The 15482-nt window shown below is 67.3% G+C and carries 15 protein-coding genes; 10 read left to right on the forward strand and 5 right to left on the reverse strand.

Annotation, left to right across the window (positions count from 1 at the left end; translation table 11 throughout):
* Positions 1–77: 77 nt before the first annotated feature.
* The 4 genes from ykgO to AB8808_RS08965 form a co-directional block, all read right to left on the reverse strand.
* Complete coding sequence (gene ykgO, locus AB8808_RS08950; protein WP_029213509.1) at positions 78–203, reverse strand: type B 50S ribosomal protein L36; 126 nt, start codon at positions 201–203, stop codon at positions 78–80.
* Positions 204–291: 88 nt separating this feature from the next.
* Entirely contained in the window at positions 292–1206 is a 915-nt protein-coding gene (locus AB8808_RS08955) for a LysR family transcriptional regulator (protein WP_369928620.1), read from the reverse strand.
* Between the two features lie 376 nt (positions 1207–1582).
* A complete protein-coding gene (locus tag AB8808_RS08960; protein WP_369928622.1) occupies positions 1583–2218 on the reverse strand; it encodes a 3-oxoacid CoA-transferase subunit B in 636 nt (211 codons plus the stop codon).
* Positions 2219–2228: 10 nt separating this feature from the next.
* Positions 2229–2948 carry a CoA transferase subunit A gene (locus AB8808_RS08965; RefSeq protein WP_036142040.1) on the reverse strand — a complete coding sequence of 240 codons (720 nt, stop codon included), beginning with the start codon at positions 2946–2948 and terminating at the stop codon, positions 2229–2231.
* Between the two features lie 188 nt (positions 2949–3136).
* Here AB8808_RS08965 and gspD point away from each other — a divergent pair, with 188 nt between their 5' ends.
* Complete coding sequence (gspD, locus tag AB8808_RS08970; protein WP_369928624.1) at positions 3137–5491, forward strand: type II secretion system secretin GspD; 2355 nt, start codon at positions 3137–3139, stop codon at positions 5489–5491.
* A 27-nt stretch (positions 5492–5518) separates the two neighbouring features.
* Here the strand turns inward: gspD and AB8808_RS08975 are convergent, their stop codons facing one another.
* The gene (locus AB8808_RS08975) at positions 5519–5947 is read right to left on the reverse strand and encodes a hypothetical protein (RefSeq protein ID WP_369928626.1); all 429 of its coding nucleotides are present in this window, start codon (positions 5945–5947) and stop codon (positions 5519–5521) included.
* A 188-nt stretch (positions 5948–6135) separates the two neighbouring features.
* Here AB8808_RS08975 and AB8808_RS08980 point away from each other — a divergent pair, with 188 nt between their 5' ends.
* From AB8808_RS08980 to AB8808_RS09020, 9 genes are all read left to right on the forward strand, one after another.
* Positions 6136–6846, forward strand: coding sequence for a secretin and TonB N-terminal domain-containing protein (locus AB8808_RS08980; protein ID WP_369928628.1), 711 nt, complete (start codon positions 6136–6138; stop codon positions 6844–6846).
* Positions 6847–6848: 2 nt separating this feature from the next.
* A complete protein-coding gene (locus AB8808_RS08985; RefSeq protein WP_369928630.1) occupies positions 6849–7385 on the forward strand; it encodes an RNA polymerase sigma factor in 537 nt (178 codons plus the stop codon).
* Positions 7386–7390: 5 nt separating this feature from the next.
* Positions 7391–8356 carry a FecR family protein gene (locus AB8808_RS08990; RefSeq protein ID WP_369931356.1) on the forward strand — a complete coding sequence of 322 codons (966 nt, stop codon included), beginning with the start codon at positions 7391–7393 and terminating at the stop codon, positions 8354–8356.
* A 140-nt stretch (positions 8357–8496) separates the two neighbouring features.
* Positions 8497–10101 carry a ShlB/FhaC/HecB family hemolysin secretion/activation protein gene (locus tag AB8808_RS08995; protein WP_369928632.1) on the forward strand — a complete coding sequence of 535 codons (1605 nt, stop codon included), beginning with the start codon at positions 8497–8499 and terminating at the stop codon, positions 10099–10101.
* Positions 10102–10138: 37 nt separating this feature from the next.
* On the forward strand, positions 10139–11914 hold the full coding sequence (locus AB8808_RS09000) for a DUF2341 domain-containing protein (protein ID WP_369928634.1): 1776 nt from the start codon (positions 10139–10141) through the stop codon (positions 11912–11914).
* A gap of 9 nt (positions 11915–11923) precedes the next feature.
* Positions 11924–12331, forward strand: coding sequence for an ExbD/TolR family protein (locus tag AB8808_RS09005; protein WP_036142026.1), 408 nt, complete (start codon positions 11924–11926; stop codon positions 12329–12331).
* A gap of 4 nt (positions 12332–12335) precedes the next feature.
* A complete protein-coding gene (locus tag AB8808_RS09010) occupies positions 12336–13016 on the forward strand; it encodes an energy transducer TonB family protein (protein WP_369928636.1) in 681 nt (226 codons plus the stop codon).
* Between the two features lie 56 nt (positions 13017–13072).
* The gene (locus tag AB8808_RS09015; protein ID WP_369928638.1) at positions 13073–14779 is read left to right on the forward strand and encodes a putative porin; all 1707 of its coding nucleotides are present in this window, start codon (positions 13073–13075) and stop codon (positions 14777–14779) included.
* A gap of 9 nt (positions 14780–14788) precedes the next feature.
* Positions 14789–15415 carry a hypothetical protein gene (locus AB8808_RS09020; RefSeq protein ID WP_369928640.1) on the forward strand — a complete coding sequence of 209 codons (627 nt, stop codon included), beginning with the start codon at positions 14789–14791 and terminating at the stop codon, positions 15413–15415.
* Positions 15416–15482 lie beyond the last annotated feature (67 nt).

Genomic DNA, 15482 nt, shown 5'->3' on the forward strand with positions numbered 1-15482 from the left:
TGCGCGAATCCAGAATGCCCACCCAAACAAAAAAAAGACCGCTTTCGCGGTCTTTTTTCTGAACCCGTCGCAGCCGATTAGCGCTGACGAGCCTTGAAACGGGGGTTGCTCTTGCAGATCACGAACACTTTGCCGCGACGGCGTACGACTTTGCAGTCACGGTGACGCGACTTCGCGGACTTCAAAGAGGAAAGCACCTTCACGGCCAGCTCCTGAAACTTTAAGGACAAGGAAAAACGGAATTGTAGCCATCCGCCTCCCGTTACGCAAGCGCTGGGAAAGATTCGCTTTTCAGGCGAGGCCGAGCTTGACGCGTGCCTGGCGGATCGTGCGCAGGAAACTGTCCAGCACGGGCGAGGTATTGTCCACGCGCGAGGCCACCGCGAGCAACAGGTAGGCTTCCGGATCGTCCACGCGGACGAAGGCGACACCGTCGAGGTGCACCGCCCGCAGCGAGGCCGGTACCAGTGCGAGGCCCAGGCCCGCCGCCACCAGCGGCAGCAGGGACGGGATCTGCTGGGCCTCCTGGCGGATGTTGGGACGGAAGCGTGCCTTGTCGGCCAGCAGGCTGAGCCGGTCGATCAGCGTCGCGGCGTGCGCCCTCGGCGGGGCCACCCACCGCTCCGTGGCCAGTTCCTCCATGCGTACCGAGTCCCGCCGGGCGAGGCGATGATCGACGGGCAGAGCGATGACCAGGGGTTCGTGGTCGATCGTCTCGACGTTCAGCTGTCGCGCGTTGGCCACGCCTTCGGGATGGGCGCGCAGCAGGCCGACGTCGATCTGTCCGCTGAGCAGCGCATCGTATTGCGCGCCGGTCAGCATCTCGCCCAGGTGCAGGCTGACGTTGGGCGCTTCGTGGGAGAAGCGCAGCAGGGTCTCGGGCAGGGCGGGGTGGAAGGACACGGAAACGGCGTAGGCGAGTTTCAGCTGCCCCGTGAACCCCGCGGCCGCCTCGCTGACCACGGTACGCGCGCTTTCGGCACGGGCCAGGATCGCCTTGGCCTCGATGAGGAACAGGCGCCCCGGCTCGGTCAGCGCCACGCGACGACGGTTCCGGTCGAGCAGTCGAACGCCCAGGTCCGCCTCCAGGGACTGGATCTGCTGCGACAGCGGCGGCTGCGAAATATGCAGTCGTTGCGCGGCCTGGGTGAAGCTCAGGGTTTCCGCCACCTCGACGAAGTAGCGCAGTTGCCGAAGATCGAACATAGTCGCAATTCGTATAAGTGGTCGCTGAAAGATATATTGGCGAGAATTTCCTAGGAAATCTATGCTTCCCCTCGAACTGCCACCAACCCTCCCCCTGGGTCGGCAGGTCCCTCGCCCCGCAGCGACGCTAATTACCGGTATCTGGCCTACCTCCCCCCCCGAGGCCCATACCGAGGCGTTTGCTCCGGGGCGACTTTATTTCCGGTGTCCGGTCATTGTGCGCACTGTGGGATCGCGTACGGCGGAATCGCGCGCGGCAGAATCGCGCACATCGTGCGCTCCTACGGTGGGATCGCGACGACGTGACGACCTGGTGTGTGTGTAGGAGCGCACGCACGTGCGCGATCCCTCACCGCCCATCACCCCTCACGGCCCGTCAGCCGGCCCGCGCAAAATCGCAGGCGGTGCAGGCGCGCAGGTGCGCTTCGTCCACGTCCGGGGCCATGTCGATCAGCACCAGGCCGTCGGGTGTGACATCGAACACGGCCAGGTCGGTGATGATGCGGTCGACCACGCCCTTGCCGGTCAGAGGAAGACTGCATTCGGTGAGAATCTTCGGCGAGCCGTCCTTCGCGGTGTGCTCCATGACCACCACCACGCGCTTGACGCCGGCCACCAGGTCCATCGCGCCGCCCATGCCCTTGACCATCTTGCCGGGCACCATCCAGTTGGCGATGTCGCCGCTGGCGGTGACCTGCATGGCGCCGAGGATGGAAATGTCCACGTGGCCGCCGCGGATCATGGCGAAGGAATCGGCGCTGGAGAAGAACGACGCGCCCTGGCGGGCGGTGACGGTCTGCTTGCCGGCGTTGATGAGGTCGGCGTCCACTTCGTCCTCGGTGGGGAACGGGCCGATGCCGAGCAGGCCATTTTCGGACTGCAGCCACACGTCCACGCCGTCGGGCAGGTGGTTGGCCACGAGCGTGGGCAAGCCGATGCCGAGGTTGACGTAATCGCCGTCGGCGAGCTCCAGGGCGGCGCGTTGCGCCATCTGTTCACGGGTCCAGGCCATGGTGTTCTCCTCAGGCGCGCACGGTGCGCTGTTCGATGCGCTTGGACGGCGCGGGATTGTGCACGATGCGATCGACGTAGATGCCGGGCGTGTGGATCTGGTCCGGGTCCAGCTCGCCCACCTCGACCATGATCTCGACCTCGGCGACGCACACCTTACCCGCCGTGGCGGCCATCGGGTTGAAGTTGCGCGCGGTCTTGCGATAGACCAGGTTGCCCGAGGGGTCGGCCTTCCACGCCTTGACCAGGGCCACGTCGGCCACGATGGAGCGTTCCATCACGTACATGTGGCCGTCGAACTCGCGGGTTTCCTTGCCCTCGGCCACCTGCGTGCCGTAACCGGTGCGGGTGAAGAAGGCGGGGATGCCCGCGCCACCGGCGCGCAGCTTCTCGGCCAGCGTGCCCTGCGGCGTGAAATCGACTTCCAGCTCGCCGGCGAGGTACTGGCGCTCGAATTCCTTGTTCTCGCCCACGTAGGACGAGACCATCTTGCGGATCTGGCGGGTTTCCAGCAGCAGGCCCAGGCCGACGCCGTCGATGCCCGCGTTGTTGGATACGGCGGTGAGGCCCTTGACGCCGGAATCGCGCAGCGCCTGGATCAGCAGCTCGGGGATGCCACAGAGGCCGAAGCCACCCACGGCGATGATCTGTCCATCGGCCACGAGGCCGGCCAGCGCCTCGTCGGCGGTGGCGACGCGTTTGTCGCGGGAAGGCGACTTCACCTGGTTCATGCGTGTCCAGTCCATCCGGTCGGACCCGCCGCCGGTTCGCCGGCCATCATAGCCGAGGGCCGCCCGGGGATGCCGCACCGGTGCGCAAGGCTGGCGCTTTGTGTGAGGCTCCCTTTAGAGTTAGCGAAATAGGCGAACACCAGGGGTCGGTGTATCGTGCCGCGTCCAACGAGGGAGTACGTTGTTCCATGCTCAAAAGTCCCCTGATCGGCGCCACGGCGCTCGCGGTCGCACTTGCCGGATGCCAGTCGCTGCCGCAACCGCGTGATGATGGATCGTTGCAGCGCGAAGCCATGGCCGGTACGGAACTGCCTGCCCCGCGGCCGCGCATCGCGCCGTCGACCAATCCTTCCTCGCCGGCCAGCACCCAGCCGCAGATCACCACCGGCACGGGCCAGTTCGTCCGCCCGGTGGGCCTGGCCAAGCCCCGGCCGGTCGCCGCGGGCACGGGTACGGTCACCTTCAACTTCGAAAACCAGCCGGTCGAGGCGGTGGTCAAGGCCATCCTGGGCGACCTGCTGCACGAGAACTACTCGATCACCCCGGGCGTGCAGGGCAACGTGTCATTCTCCACCTCGCAGCCGGTGACGGCCGAGCAGGCGCTGCCGATCCTGGAAACGCTGCTGTCCTGGACCAATAACGCGCTGGTGCACAGCAACGGCCGTTACGTGGTGGTGCCCGCGAAGGACGCCGTGGCCGGCAACCTGGTGCCCAGCCTGGGCGCCAACGCGCCGGCCGGCGGCCTGCAGGCGCGGTTGTTCCCGCTGCACTACATCTCGGCCACCGAGATGCAGAAGCTCATCAAGCCGTTTGCGCGGCCGGACGCCACGCTGCTGGCGGACCCGACGCGCAACGTCATCGTCATGGCCGGCACGCCTTCGGAGCTGGACAACTACCAGCGCACCGTGGCCACGTTCGACGTGGACTGGCTGCGCGGCATGTCGGTGGGCGTGTTCAGCCTGCAACGCGCGGAGGTCAAGGACCTCACGCCCATGCTCGACAAGCTGTTCGGCGACAAGGGCAACACGCCCATGGCCGGCCTGCTGCGCTTCATCCCGATCGAGCGCACCAACTCGCTGGTGGTGATCAGCCCGCAGCCGGCCTACCTCGAGGAAGTTCGCAGCTGGATCGACCGCATCGACCACGGCGGGGGCAACGAGCCGCAGCTGTATGTCTACGACGTGCGCAACGTGCAGGCGTCCGACCTGGCCGATTACCTCTCCGACATCTACGGCGGCGGATCCGGTGGTGGCGGTTCGAGCGACCGCGGCGGCAAGGTGGGTCCCGGCCTGACCTCCGGCTCGCTGGGCGGCGGAGATAACGACCTGGGCAATCGCGGCGGCTCGGGCCTGGGCAGCAACACCGGCTCGTTCGGCAACAGCTCGGGTTCGTCGTCGGGCTCGTCGGGCCTGATCAACACCACCGGTGGCCTGGGCGGCGGCTCGTATGGATCGAATGGCGGCTCCAGCTTCGGCGGCGGCAGTTCGATGGGCTCGGGTGGCGGCAGTGGCCTCGGCGACGACGACAACACCTCGTCGCGCCGCCAGCGCAACGGACCGATCACCACGGACGAAGGCGTGCGGATCACGTCGGTGGATTCGAACAACCAGCTGATGGTCCGTTGCCGTCCGGCCCAGTGGGCCGAGATCGAGCAGGCGATCAAGCGCCTGGACGCCGTGCCGCTGCAGGTGCAGATCGAGACGCGCATCCTCGAAGTGGCGCTGACCGGCGAGTTCCAGTTCGGCGTGCAGTGGTACCTGGAAGGCCTGGTCGGTTCCACCGACGGCAAGCCGACGCAGCCCGGCAACAAGCAGCAGTGGGCGTTGGGCAACGGTGGCGCCAGCTACGGCGGCGAGAGTTTCTTCTACTCCTTCGTCAACAACAATATCTCCGTGGCGCTTCGCGCGATGGAAACCAGCGGCAACACCAAGACCTTGTCCGCACCGTCGCTGGTGGTGCTGAACAACCAGAAGGCGCATATCCAGGTCGGCGACCAGATTCCCATCACGCAGACCTACATCAACACCAACGCCAACTCCGACAACACCATCGGCCAGCTGGAATACAAGGACACCGGTGTGATCCTCAACGTGCGTCCGCGCGTGAACCCCGGTGGCCTGGTGTACCTCAACATCAACCAGGTAGTGAGCGCGCCCGGCCAGAAGGACACCGCCACGGGCAACTTCCCGATCCAGCAGCGCGAGGTGGCCACGCAGGTCGCCGTGCAGAGCGGGCAGACGGTGTTGCTGGGTGGCCTGATCAAGCAGGACGAGGGCACGACCGACACCGGTATTCCCGGCCTGAATCGCATTCCCGTCTTCGGCCGCCTGTTCGGCTCCACCACGCGCAGCCGCAACCGCACCGAGCTGATCGTGCTGATCACGCCGCGCGTCATCACCAATGGCGACGAAGCCAAGCAGGTGACGGACGAATACCAGCGCAAGTTCGAATCGCTGCGCCCGTATCGGGGTGATACGCCCACGTCGGGAACGACCCGGACCGGTAACGGCGAGCCGACGGTGACCGTGCCTCTGCATCCGTAGAGGCACCATGGATAGTCCCGCGCTGCGCTAGTGCGCGGGCACCAGCGGGGTAGGGTAGGCAAGCCGCGGCCGGTAGGGTTGCACCGAGGTTCCGAGGTTCGGTCCCATGCGGTGTTCCATGGCGGCGGCGTTGTAGAGGCCCAACTGGTTGGTGGCGCGATGACCGACATCGGCATCCCGCTGCCCAGGAGCGGGCGAGGCGTTCGTGGGGGCCACAACGCGGTTCAGGCAGTCGAACGAAAGCGCAGCGGTGCCCGCGCCGTTGGACTCGGCGCAATCCGGAGCATCGGCTGACGCGTGGATGCCGGGCAGCGTGACGACCGCCCCGTGGTCGGGCACCGTCTGTGCGCTGCACCAGCCGCTAATGAGCGTCGCCACGCACATCGCGAAGGCGACGGCCCATCGCGACGGCGTGCTCGCCACGAAGCCCTTCCGTGCTTTTTGCCGAATATGCATGGCTGTCTTCCCGCCGATATGTGGCGATGGATAACACGCAAGTTGTCGCGGGTAAACGCCATTCCCTCGTTGTCATGGCGGTGTCATCCAGCCTGTCATCGAAACAGAGCCTGACTGTCATTCGCCGCGCCTAGCCTTCGGCCCGAAGACGAGTTTCCGTCCCGTCCGCCCGAGCGCGAGGAATGACCTTGGCACGCAGCGTTTTCGCGCTCGTCGCGTGCATGGTTCTGCTCGCGTCGTCCGGTGCGGTCGCACAGGCGGGGAGGTCGTCCGAATCATCCCAGGGGACGGCAGAAACGCATGCGTCAGCGCGCTTCGACATCGACGAACAGTCCCTCGCCAGTGCCTTGCGTGCCTTCGGCGAGCAGAGCGGCATTGCCGTGCTGTTCGACGACGCGCTGGTCGCCGGCCGGCTCAGCCGGGGTGTGCACGGAACGGCGAGCCCGCCCGACGCGTTACGTATCCTCCTGCTGGGCACCGGCCTGGGTGCGCGTTTCTCATCGACGAATGCCTTCACCGTGACCGCCGCCGCGACAGCCCCGACGCCCGGCCTGCCCGATGCGCCCGCGATGGCGCGGGACGGCTCGCCGTCGATCGGTGAGGGTGACGCGTTCCTGATCCAGACGGCCCTCGCCCAGGCCCTGTGTGCACAGGCGGACACCCGTCCGGGTGGCTTCCGCCTCGCCGTGCAGCTGTGGATCGACGGCTCGGGCACCGTGGAACGGGCATCCGCGCTCGCGCCTTCCGACGATCCCGCGCGCGATCGCCGGGTGCTGGCCGCGGTGCGCTCGGTGCGTTTACCGCCTCGGTTGTCCGGCATGAGCCCGGTGACCGTGCTGCTCGTGCCATCCCCCTCGTCGAACGATCCCTGCCGCGGCGCCCGCGCGGGGGAGGGCTGACCGTGGACACCTCGATGCTCGGCCTGTTCCTCGACAATTACGAGGACTTCCGCCGTCGCCTGCGCCGGCGACTGCGCTCGGACGACCTGGTCGACGACGTGCTGCAGGAAACCTATCTGCGCGTGCGCCGGCTCGACCCGAACGAGGAGCACGCCCGGCATCCCACCGGCTATCTGTTCCGCATGGCCCTCAACATGGCGGCCGATCATCATCGTGCGTCGGGGCGCCTGCTCACGGGTGACGAGGTGGACGACCTGATCAACGGCGTCCACGATGGCCTGGACCCCTCCGCGGTGCTGTCGTCGCGGCAGGAGGTGCTGGCGCTGTCCGAGGCACTGGACACCTTGACCCGTCGCCAGCGCGACATCCTCGTCGCGGCCCGTGTCGACGAACAACCGCAGGCGGACATCGCCGCGCGGCATGGCATCTCCGTGCGCATGGTGGGCAAGGAGCTGAAGAAGGCGCTTGAGACCTGTGCCACAAAAGTGGGACGAAAATCGTTCCAGCGGTTCGGTCCCGGTGCGGGCGAATCGTCTTGACCGATATGGACACCCTTCTCCTGCAACGCAGCGACCGCGAGGCACACGCCTGGCTGCTCCACCTCACCTCGGGCACGGCGACCCGCGAGGACGGTGAGGCATTCCGGCGCTGGTGCACGGCCGACGAACGGCATGCGGCGGCCTTCGCACGCACGCGGCGCCTGTGGGAACACCTGGGGCCGGCGATCGCCGAACACCGGACCGGCGCGTCACGTGGGGATCGGGTCGCTCCGCGCCACGGCCTGCGCATGGACCGAAGGCGCTTCCTCACCGCGGCCGTCGCGGCATCGGTGGCCGCCGTCCTCATCGGGCGTCATGGGTTCGACCTGATCGCCGCCGCCGATGCCTCCACCTTGCACACCGCCGTGGGCGAGCAGCGCCGGGTCGACGTGGCGCCAGGCGTCCTGGTGGAAATGAACACGGCCAGCGATATCCACCTGCTTACCGAGGGCCGCCGGGTCACCGGCATGCGGCTGCGTGCGGGCGAGGCGGTGGTGCACATCGACCCGAGCCGCCGCGCGCCGTTCGTGGTGCAGGTGGCCGATGCCACGCTGGCCTCGGCACCGGGCAGCGCATTCGCCTTGCGCTGCCACGAGGCGGCGACCAGCGTCACCTGCCTGGACGGGCAGACCGAACTGACCTGGGCATCGACGACGACGCGGGTCAAGCCGTCGCAGCAGGTGGACGTGGATGCGAACGGCCTGTCCGCCCCGGTCGCGGTGAACGCCGATACCGCGCTGGCGTGGCGCCGTCGTGTGCTCATCTACGACAACCAACGGCTGGCCGACGTCGTGGCCGACATCAACCGCTACCGCCCCGGTCGCATCGTGATTACCGATCGTGCCCTCGCCGAGCGCCGCGTGCATGCGCGTTTCACCCTCGCCCAGATGGCCGACGTGACGAACCTGATCCAGGACGCGTATGGCGCCCACGCCACGCATCTTCCGGGGGGATGGGTGCTGCTCAGCTGAGCACGCACCCCGGCGGCGATCGCCCGTCCCATGAATCTTTCGTGACAGCGGTTCAGTGCCACCCGTGTTTCCGCGTCTAGGGGACAAACGGAACGACAGGGGACAGTCCGCGTGGCTACACGAGTAATACGGGTGAACGCATGAGTCGTGCCACGACGTCACGCCACGCGCTTGCGTTGGCGCTTGCGCTCGGCCTCGCCATGAACGCGTCGGCCCAGGATGCGCCGACCGCGTTCGACGTCAACGAGTATGTGGTCGACGGCAACACGACCTTGCCTGCGCTGGATATCGAGACGGCGGTCTATCCGTTTCTCGGTCCCGGCAAATCGATGAACGACGTGAGCGCGGCCCGCGATGCCTTGCAGAAGGCCTACCAGGCGCACGGTTACCAGTCGGTCGTGGTGGACCTGCCGCCGCAGCAGGTGAAGGGCGGGATCATCCGCTTCCAGGTCACCGAGAACACGATCGGCCGCGTGCGCGTGGAAGGCGCGACGTATCGCTCGCCGAAGGACATCCGCGACGCGGTGCCGGCGCTGCATGAAGGGGACGTACCCGACTTTACCCGGGCCCAGCAGCAGCTCACGGACGTGAACCGGCGCAGTGGCGCGCAGGTGGTGCCCGTACTGACGCCCGGCAAGCTGCCGCAGACGATGGACGTGACGCTTAAGGTCACCGATGCCTCGCCGCTGCACGCCAGCCTCGAGGTCAACAACGACCACAGCGTGAATACGCCGGAACTGCGCACCGTTGCCAGCGTTCGCGACGACAACCTGTTCCAGGCGGGCCATGCGGCCTCGCTCACCTATATCGTCGCCCCGCAGCATCGCAACGCAGCGGAAGTCTGGGCCGGTTCTTACCTGGTGCCGCTCGACAGCGACTGGAGCGTGCTGGCCTCCGGTTATAAGTCCAACAGCAACGCCAACGCCGTCGGTGGCACCACCGTGCTCGGCAAGGGCAACGCTTTTGGCTTCACGCTCCTGCGTACCTTGCCGGCCCACGGGTCGTACAGCCAGTCGCTGTCGCTGGCGGTCAACCGCAAGCACTTCGACCAGAACATCACCCTGGGCGGTGCGACCTCGAAGGCGCCGATCACCTATATCCCGTTGACCGCCGGCTACCAGGGCCAGTCGGTGGACGAGAAGACGGTGCAGACGATCTCGCTGAGCGCCACGGCGGGATTTCGCGCCGGCAGCAGCAGTTCGGCCGAGTTCGACTACCAGCGCTACCGCGCGCGGCAGAACTTCTTCTACGTGAAGGCCGACACCAGCCGCACGTATGTCCTCGACAACGGGTTCAGCCTGTTTGGCCGCCTCGGCGCCCAGGTGTCCACCTCGTCGCTGATTTCCAGCGAGCAATACGCCGCCGGTGGCGAGAGCAGCGTGCGCGGTTACCTGGAAGCCGAACAAACCGCGGACCGCGGCGCCATCGGCTCCATCGAGTTCCGCTCACCGTCGATCGCCGCACACCTGGGCGCATGGGTGAACGACTGGCGCTTCCATGCCTTCCTCGACGGCGCGCACCTGGCCCTGATGAACGCCTTGCCGTCGCTGGTCGATCCGTCCCGCCCCGAGGCCGGCAGCAAGACGGTCAAGAGTTACGACCTCTCCAGCGTGGGCCTCGGCACGCGTTTCCAGATCTTCAACATCGCCACCGGTGCGTTCGAGGTGGCCTATCCGTTCAACGACGGGCAGGCCACGCGCGCCCACGACACCCGCATCCATTTTTCGCTCAAGGCGGACCTCTGACCTTCGGGTCGGGTCCACGCATCCAGGGGACATCACCGTGAAACGACTTCTCATCCTGACCGGCCTGCTGTTCCTGGCGCTGGTGCCGGCCGCGCATGCCGACACCTCCTGGTGGAACCAGGACTTCGCCTTCCGCAAGGCCATCACCATCGACAGCACGCCCAAGGGCGGCAACCTCACCACCGCCGTCGGCCGCGTGCCGCTGCTGGTCCGGCTGCATTCGGGCAACTTCACCTTCGACGGTGTCTCCGAAAGCGGTGCCGACGTGCGTTTCGTCGCCGCGGACGACAAGACCCCGCTGAACTACCAGGTCGAAAGCTTCGATCCGGTGCTCGGCGTGGCCCTGGTCTGGGTGGACGTGCCGCAGCTGGCGGCCGACGCCCAGCAGCCGATCTGGATGTACTACGGAAACCCGAAGGCGCAGGGCGGCGAGAAGGCCGGTGCCGTGTTCGACGCCGATTACGCGGCCGTGTATCACTTCGAGGAACCCGCCGGCACGCCGCCGCGCGATGCCACCGCATACGCCAACAACGCCACCGGTAACGACATCCCCACCGTCGACGGCGTGATCGGCAAGGCCGCGCGCTTCGACGGCAGCAAGGTCGTGACGTTGCCGGGCAGCGTGTCGATGAACGTCGCCGACGGCGGCACCTTCACCGTCAGCGCCTGGGTCAAGGTCGATGCCGTGGCCGCGGGTCGTTCGCTGCTCTACGCCCGCCGCCAGGGCGCGCAGACGTTCTTCGTGGGCCTCGATAAGGGCGTGCCCTTCGTGCAGGTGGGCGACGCGGTGAGCCCCGCCGGCGAGCCGCTCAAGGCCGGTGCCTGGACCCATGTCGCGGTGACCGCCGCGGGCAACGACATCGCCCTGTATGTCGATGGCAAGCCGTACGCGAAGCTGGATGCCCGGCTGCCCGCGATGAGCGGCCCGGCCACGCTCGGCGGCGACGTCGCCGGCCAGGCCGATACGCCGGTGCCGTTCGTCGGCATGATGGACGAGGTGCGTATCTCGCGCATCGCGCGTCCGGCGGCGCTGATCGCCGTGGACGCGCAGACCCAGGGCGCGGAATCGAAACTGCTGGCCTATGGCCCGGACGAGAAACAGGCCGGGGTCGGCTTCGGCTACTTCGGCATCATCGTCAAGTCGGTGACGGCGGACGCCTGGTCCATCATCGGCATCCTGATGATCATGGCCGTCCTTTCCTGGGTGGTGATGTGGCAGCGCGCGACCTACGTGAACCGGGTCAGCCGCGCCAACGAGGATTTCCTGGACGCGTTCCGCCAGCAGGGTCGCAACATCCTCGCGCTGTCGCGCGATCCGGCCGCGGACCGGCTGGAAGCATCATCGCTGTATCGCCTGTACAAGGTGGGCGCCGGCGAAGTATGGGGACGCCGTGACGCGGACGGCCGCGACCACATCGCGCCGGAATCCATCGAGGCCATCCGCGCCACGATGGATTCGGTGCTGGTGCGCGAGAACCAGCGCCTGGCCAAATCGATGGTGCTGCTGACCATCGCCATTTCCGGCGGACCCTTCCTCGGACTGCTCGGTACGGTGGTCGGCGTGATGATCACCTTCGCCGCCATCGCCGCGGCAGGCGACGTCAACGTCAACGCCATCGCTCCCGGCATCGCGGCGGCCCTGCTGGCCACGGTGGCCGGCCTGTTCGTCGCCATCCCGGCGCTGTTCGGCTACAACTACCTGCTGATCCGCAACAAGAACGTCACCGCGAACATGCAGGTGTTCGTCGACGAGTTCGTGACGCGCCTGGCGGAACAGCAGCGCAGCACCCACCCGACCGCCGTCGCGGCCTGAGGAGCGGACATGCGCGCCCAAGACGACGACAAACCGTACGACGACATCAACATCACGCCGATGCTCGACCTGGCGTACGTGCTGCTGGTGATCTTCATCATCATGACCACCGCGTCGGTGCAGGGCATCAAGGTCAACCTGCCCAAGGCGAGCTCCGCGGTGAGCATGGCCAAGCCGCAGACCAAGGCGATCACCATCTCCGACACCGGGCAGATCTTCCTCGACGCCTATCCGGTGACGATCGCCGAACTGGAGCAGCGCCTGCGCTCGCTCAAGGCGCTGAATCCGGATTTCCCGGTGGTGGTCAAGGGCGACTCGACCGTCCAGTACCAGAAGGTGATGGACATCCTGGACCTGCTGCGCCGCGTGGACCTGCCGCAGGTCGGCCTGGTCACCGGCAAGGCGCCGAAGGGTTGATCGCGTGAGCCCACACGACATCCCCCGTCGCAGGCAACGACGCTGGCTCGGTCCGGCGATCGGTGCCATCGCGGTCGTACTGCTGGGCGTGCTGATCTGGCATTTCGCCGGCAGCACGGTGGGCGTGCGCCGGGAAGCGCCGCGCATCGCCACCATCACGCCGCTGCCGCCACCGCCTCCGCCGCCGAAGGAAAAACCGCCGGAGCCGAAGAAGGTGGAAGAAGACATCAAGCCGATCGACAAGCCGCAGGACGTTCCGCAGAAGCCGGTGGACGCGCCCAAGCCGAGCAACGACGTGGCCCGCAACGTCACCATGAACGCCGACGCGCAGGCCGGTTCCGACGCGTTCAACATCGGCGCGGGCGACGGCGGTGGCATGGTCGGTTCCGGTGGCGGCACCGGCAGCGGCACGGGCAGTTACGACCAGTACCTGGGTTACGCGATCCAGCAGGCCGTGCAGCGCGACGGCCGGGTCAACCGCCTGGCCTTCGACGTGCGCGCGGATATCTGGCTGGATGCCGACGGCAAGCTCACCCGCGCCGAACTGGTCGGTTCCAGCGGCAACGCGGACACCGACCAGGCCCTGCTCGACGCCCTGCGCACGATGCCCCACATCGACGTCGCACCGCCGTCGTCGCTGCATTTTCCCCTGCGCGTGGCTATTCGCGGGAAGCGCCCCGCATGAGCCACGCCACCTGTTTCCCTTCGAAAGACACGACCCTGGATAGCCGGAGAGTTCGCATGACCATCGGAAAGGCCCGCCATCGCCCCGCGCGCGCCATGCTGGCCGCCGCCATCGGCCTGGCGATCTTCGCAGGCTCGGTGCACGCGCAAAACGCACCCTCGGACAACGCCACGATCAACCTGGTTCACCTGCTGGTGAAGCGCGGCGTGCTGACCCAGTCCGATGCCGACGGGCTTGTCGCCCAGGCCGCCGCCGAGGCGGCCCAGGCGCAGAAACTGGCCGGTACCGCGAATGCCGCGCCGGCCACGCCGGGCCAGGTGCGGGTCACCTATGTGCCGGAGGTGGTGCGCAACCAGATCAAGGATGAACTGCGCCAGGAAGTGGTCGCCCAGGCCAAACAGGAACACTGGGCCGAGCCCGGCAAGCTGCCGGAGTGGCTGGACCGCATCCAGTGGACCGGCGACATGCGCGTGCGCGACGAGTTCCATTACTACGACAAGGGCAACGTGCCCACGATGGTCGACTTCGCGCAGCTCAACCGCACCGGGCCGTACGACCTCAACAGCGGCAACCTGCCGCCCTTGCTCAACACCCTGCAGAACCGCACCAACTCGCTGCGCATCCGCGCGCGCCTGGGCGTGAACGTGGACCTGGGGCAGGGCGTCACCGCGGGTATCCGCATCGGCACGGGTAACGACAACAACCCGGTCTCGACGACGCAGACGCTGGGTGGCGGCCTGGCCAAGAAGGACCTGTGGCTCGACCAGGCCTGGCTGGCCTGGAAGCCGACCGCGTGGGCGCAGTTCATCGGCGGGCGCATGCCCAACCCCTTCATGAGCACCGACCTGCTGTATTCGAACGACCTGAACTTCGACGGTGTGGCCGGCCGGTTCGACGTACCCGTGAGCGATGACGTCACCACGTTCGCCACGGTCGGCATGTTCCCCATCGAATACCAGGCCGACGACTTCCCCTCCAACGGACCGGCCAAGGACGCCAGCCGCGACAAGTGGATGACCGGCGCGCAGATCGGCGGCACCTGGTCGTTCAGCGAGGATACGCGCTGGAAACTCGGCCTGGCCTATTACCGCTTCGATCACATGCGCGGCGAGTTGTCGTCGCCGTGCTCGATCTACCTGGGCGTGAACTACTGCGACACGGACGACACCCGTTCGGCCTTCATGCAGAAGGGCAACTCGCTGTTCCTGATCCGCAACATCGTCCCGGACCCGGCCTCGCCGTCGCGCTATGCGCAGCCGCAGTTCGCCGGCCTGGTCTACGACTACCACGTCGCCAACGCCACCACCCAGTTCGACACCAAGGTGGCGGACACGCCGCTGCGGCTGGAAGCGGATTACCTGCGCAACCTGGCCTACCACCGTCGCGATGCGTTCCGGCCGGACGTGGGCGTCAACCGGCTGGTGAACAACTTCGGTGCCGGCGACGTCAGCGAAGCGACGTACAAGAGCGGCCCGGTGGGCTGGATGTTGCGCGCCACCCTGGGCGACGTGAATCCGCATGCCGCCGGCGACTGGAACGTCAGCCTGGCCTACAAATACCTGCAGCCGGACGCCGTGCTCGATGGCCTGACCGACACCGACTTCCACCTGGGCGGCACCAATGCCAAGGGCTTCATCCTCGGCGGCAGCTACGGCGTGTCCACCTACGCGTGGCTGACCCTGCATTACTTCAATGCCCGGGAAGTGTTCGGGCCGCCGTTGTCGATCGATGTCTTCCAGCTCGAAATGAATGCCCGGTTCTGAGGAGACGACATGAAACGAACCCTCATCGTCCTCGCGCTGCTCGCCGTGTGCCCCACGGCGTTCGCGCAGACCGCCAGCCTGGAAAGCCGGCTGCGCGACCAGCTGCGCGATACCCGTACGCAACTGCAGGACCTGCAGGCCCAGCAATCGCAGTGGGCCGTACAGAAGGCGGCGCTGGAGAAAGAGCGCGACGAGGCCAGGCGTGGCGCCGACGTCGCGCATGCGGCATCGCAGCGGCCGGCCGGTCCGTCACCGGATGCCGTCCGCGCCATCGCCGACGAGCGCCGCCGCCGCGAAGCGGCCGAGGCGGACGTCCAACGTGGCAAGGCCGACAGGGAGTCGTCGGGGGTGGCGCTGCGCACGGCGGAAGCCGAGCGCGCGCGCCTGGCCAGGGAGCTGGATGTCGTTCGTGGCCAGGTCGATGCCTGCACCGCGCGCAATGTCCGCATGTACCAGGTGGGCAGGGACGTGATCGCGGCCTACGAGAACATCGACATGGGCGACATCGTGTCGTCGCGCCAGCCGTTTGCTGCGAAGTCGCGGGTGAAGCTGGAAGCCGCCGCGCAGTCGTTCGGCGACCGGCTCTACGAACAGCGGTTCGACCCCCGGGCCGGCCAGGCATCGGCGACACCGTGAGGCGGGGGGGATCCCATGTATCCGGATCATGACATCGCCTCGCCGACGGAGCGCACGCCGCGGATGT

This window comes from Xanthomonas sp. NCPPB 2632 (genome assembly GCF_041228075.2).
In the GTDB taxonomy this organism is placed as follows: domain Bacteria; phylum Pseudomonadota; class Gammaproteobacteria; order Xanthomonadales; family Rhodanobacteraceae; genus Luteibacter.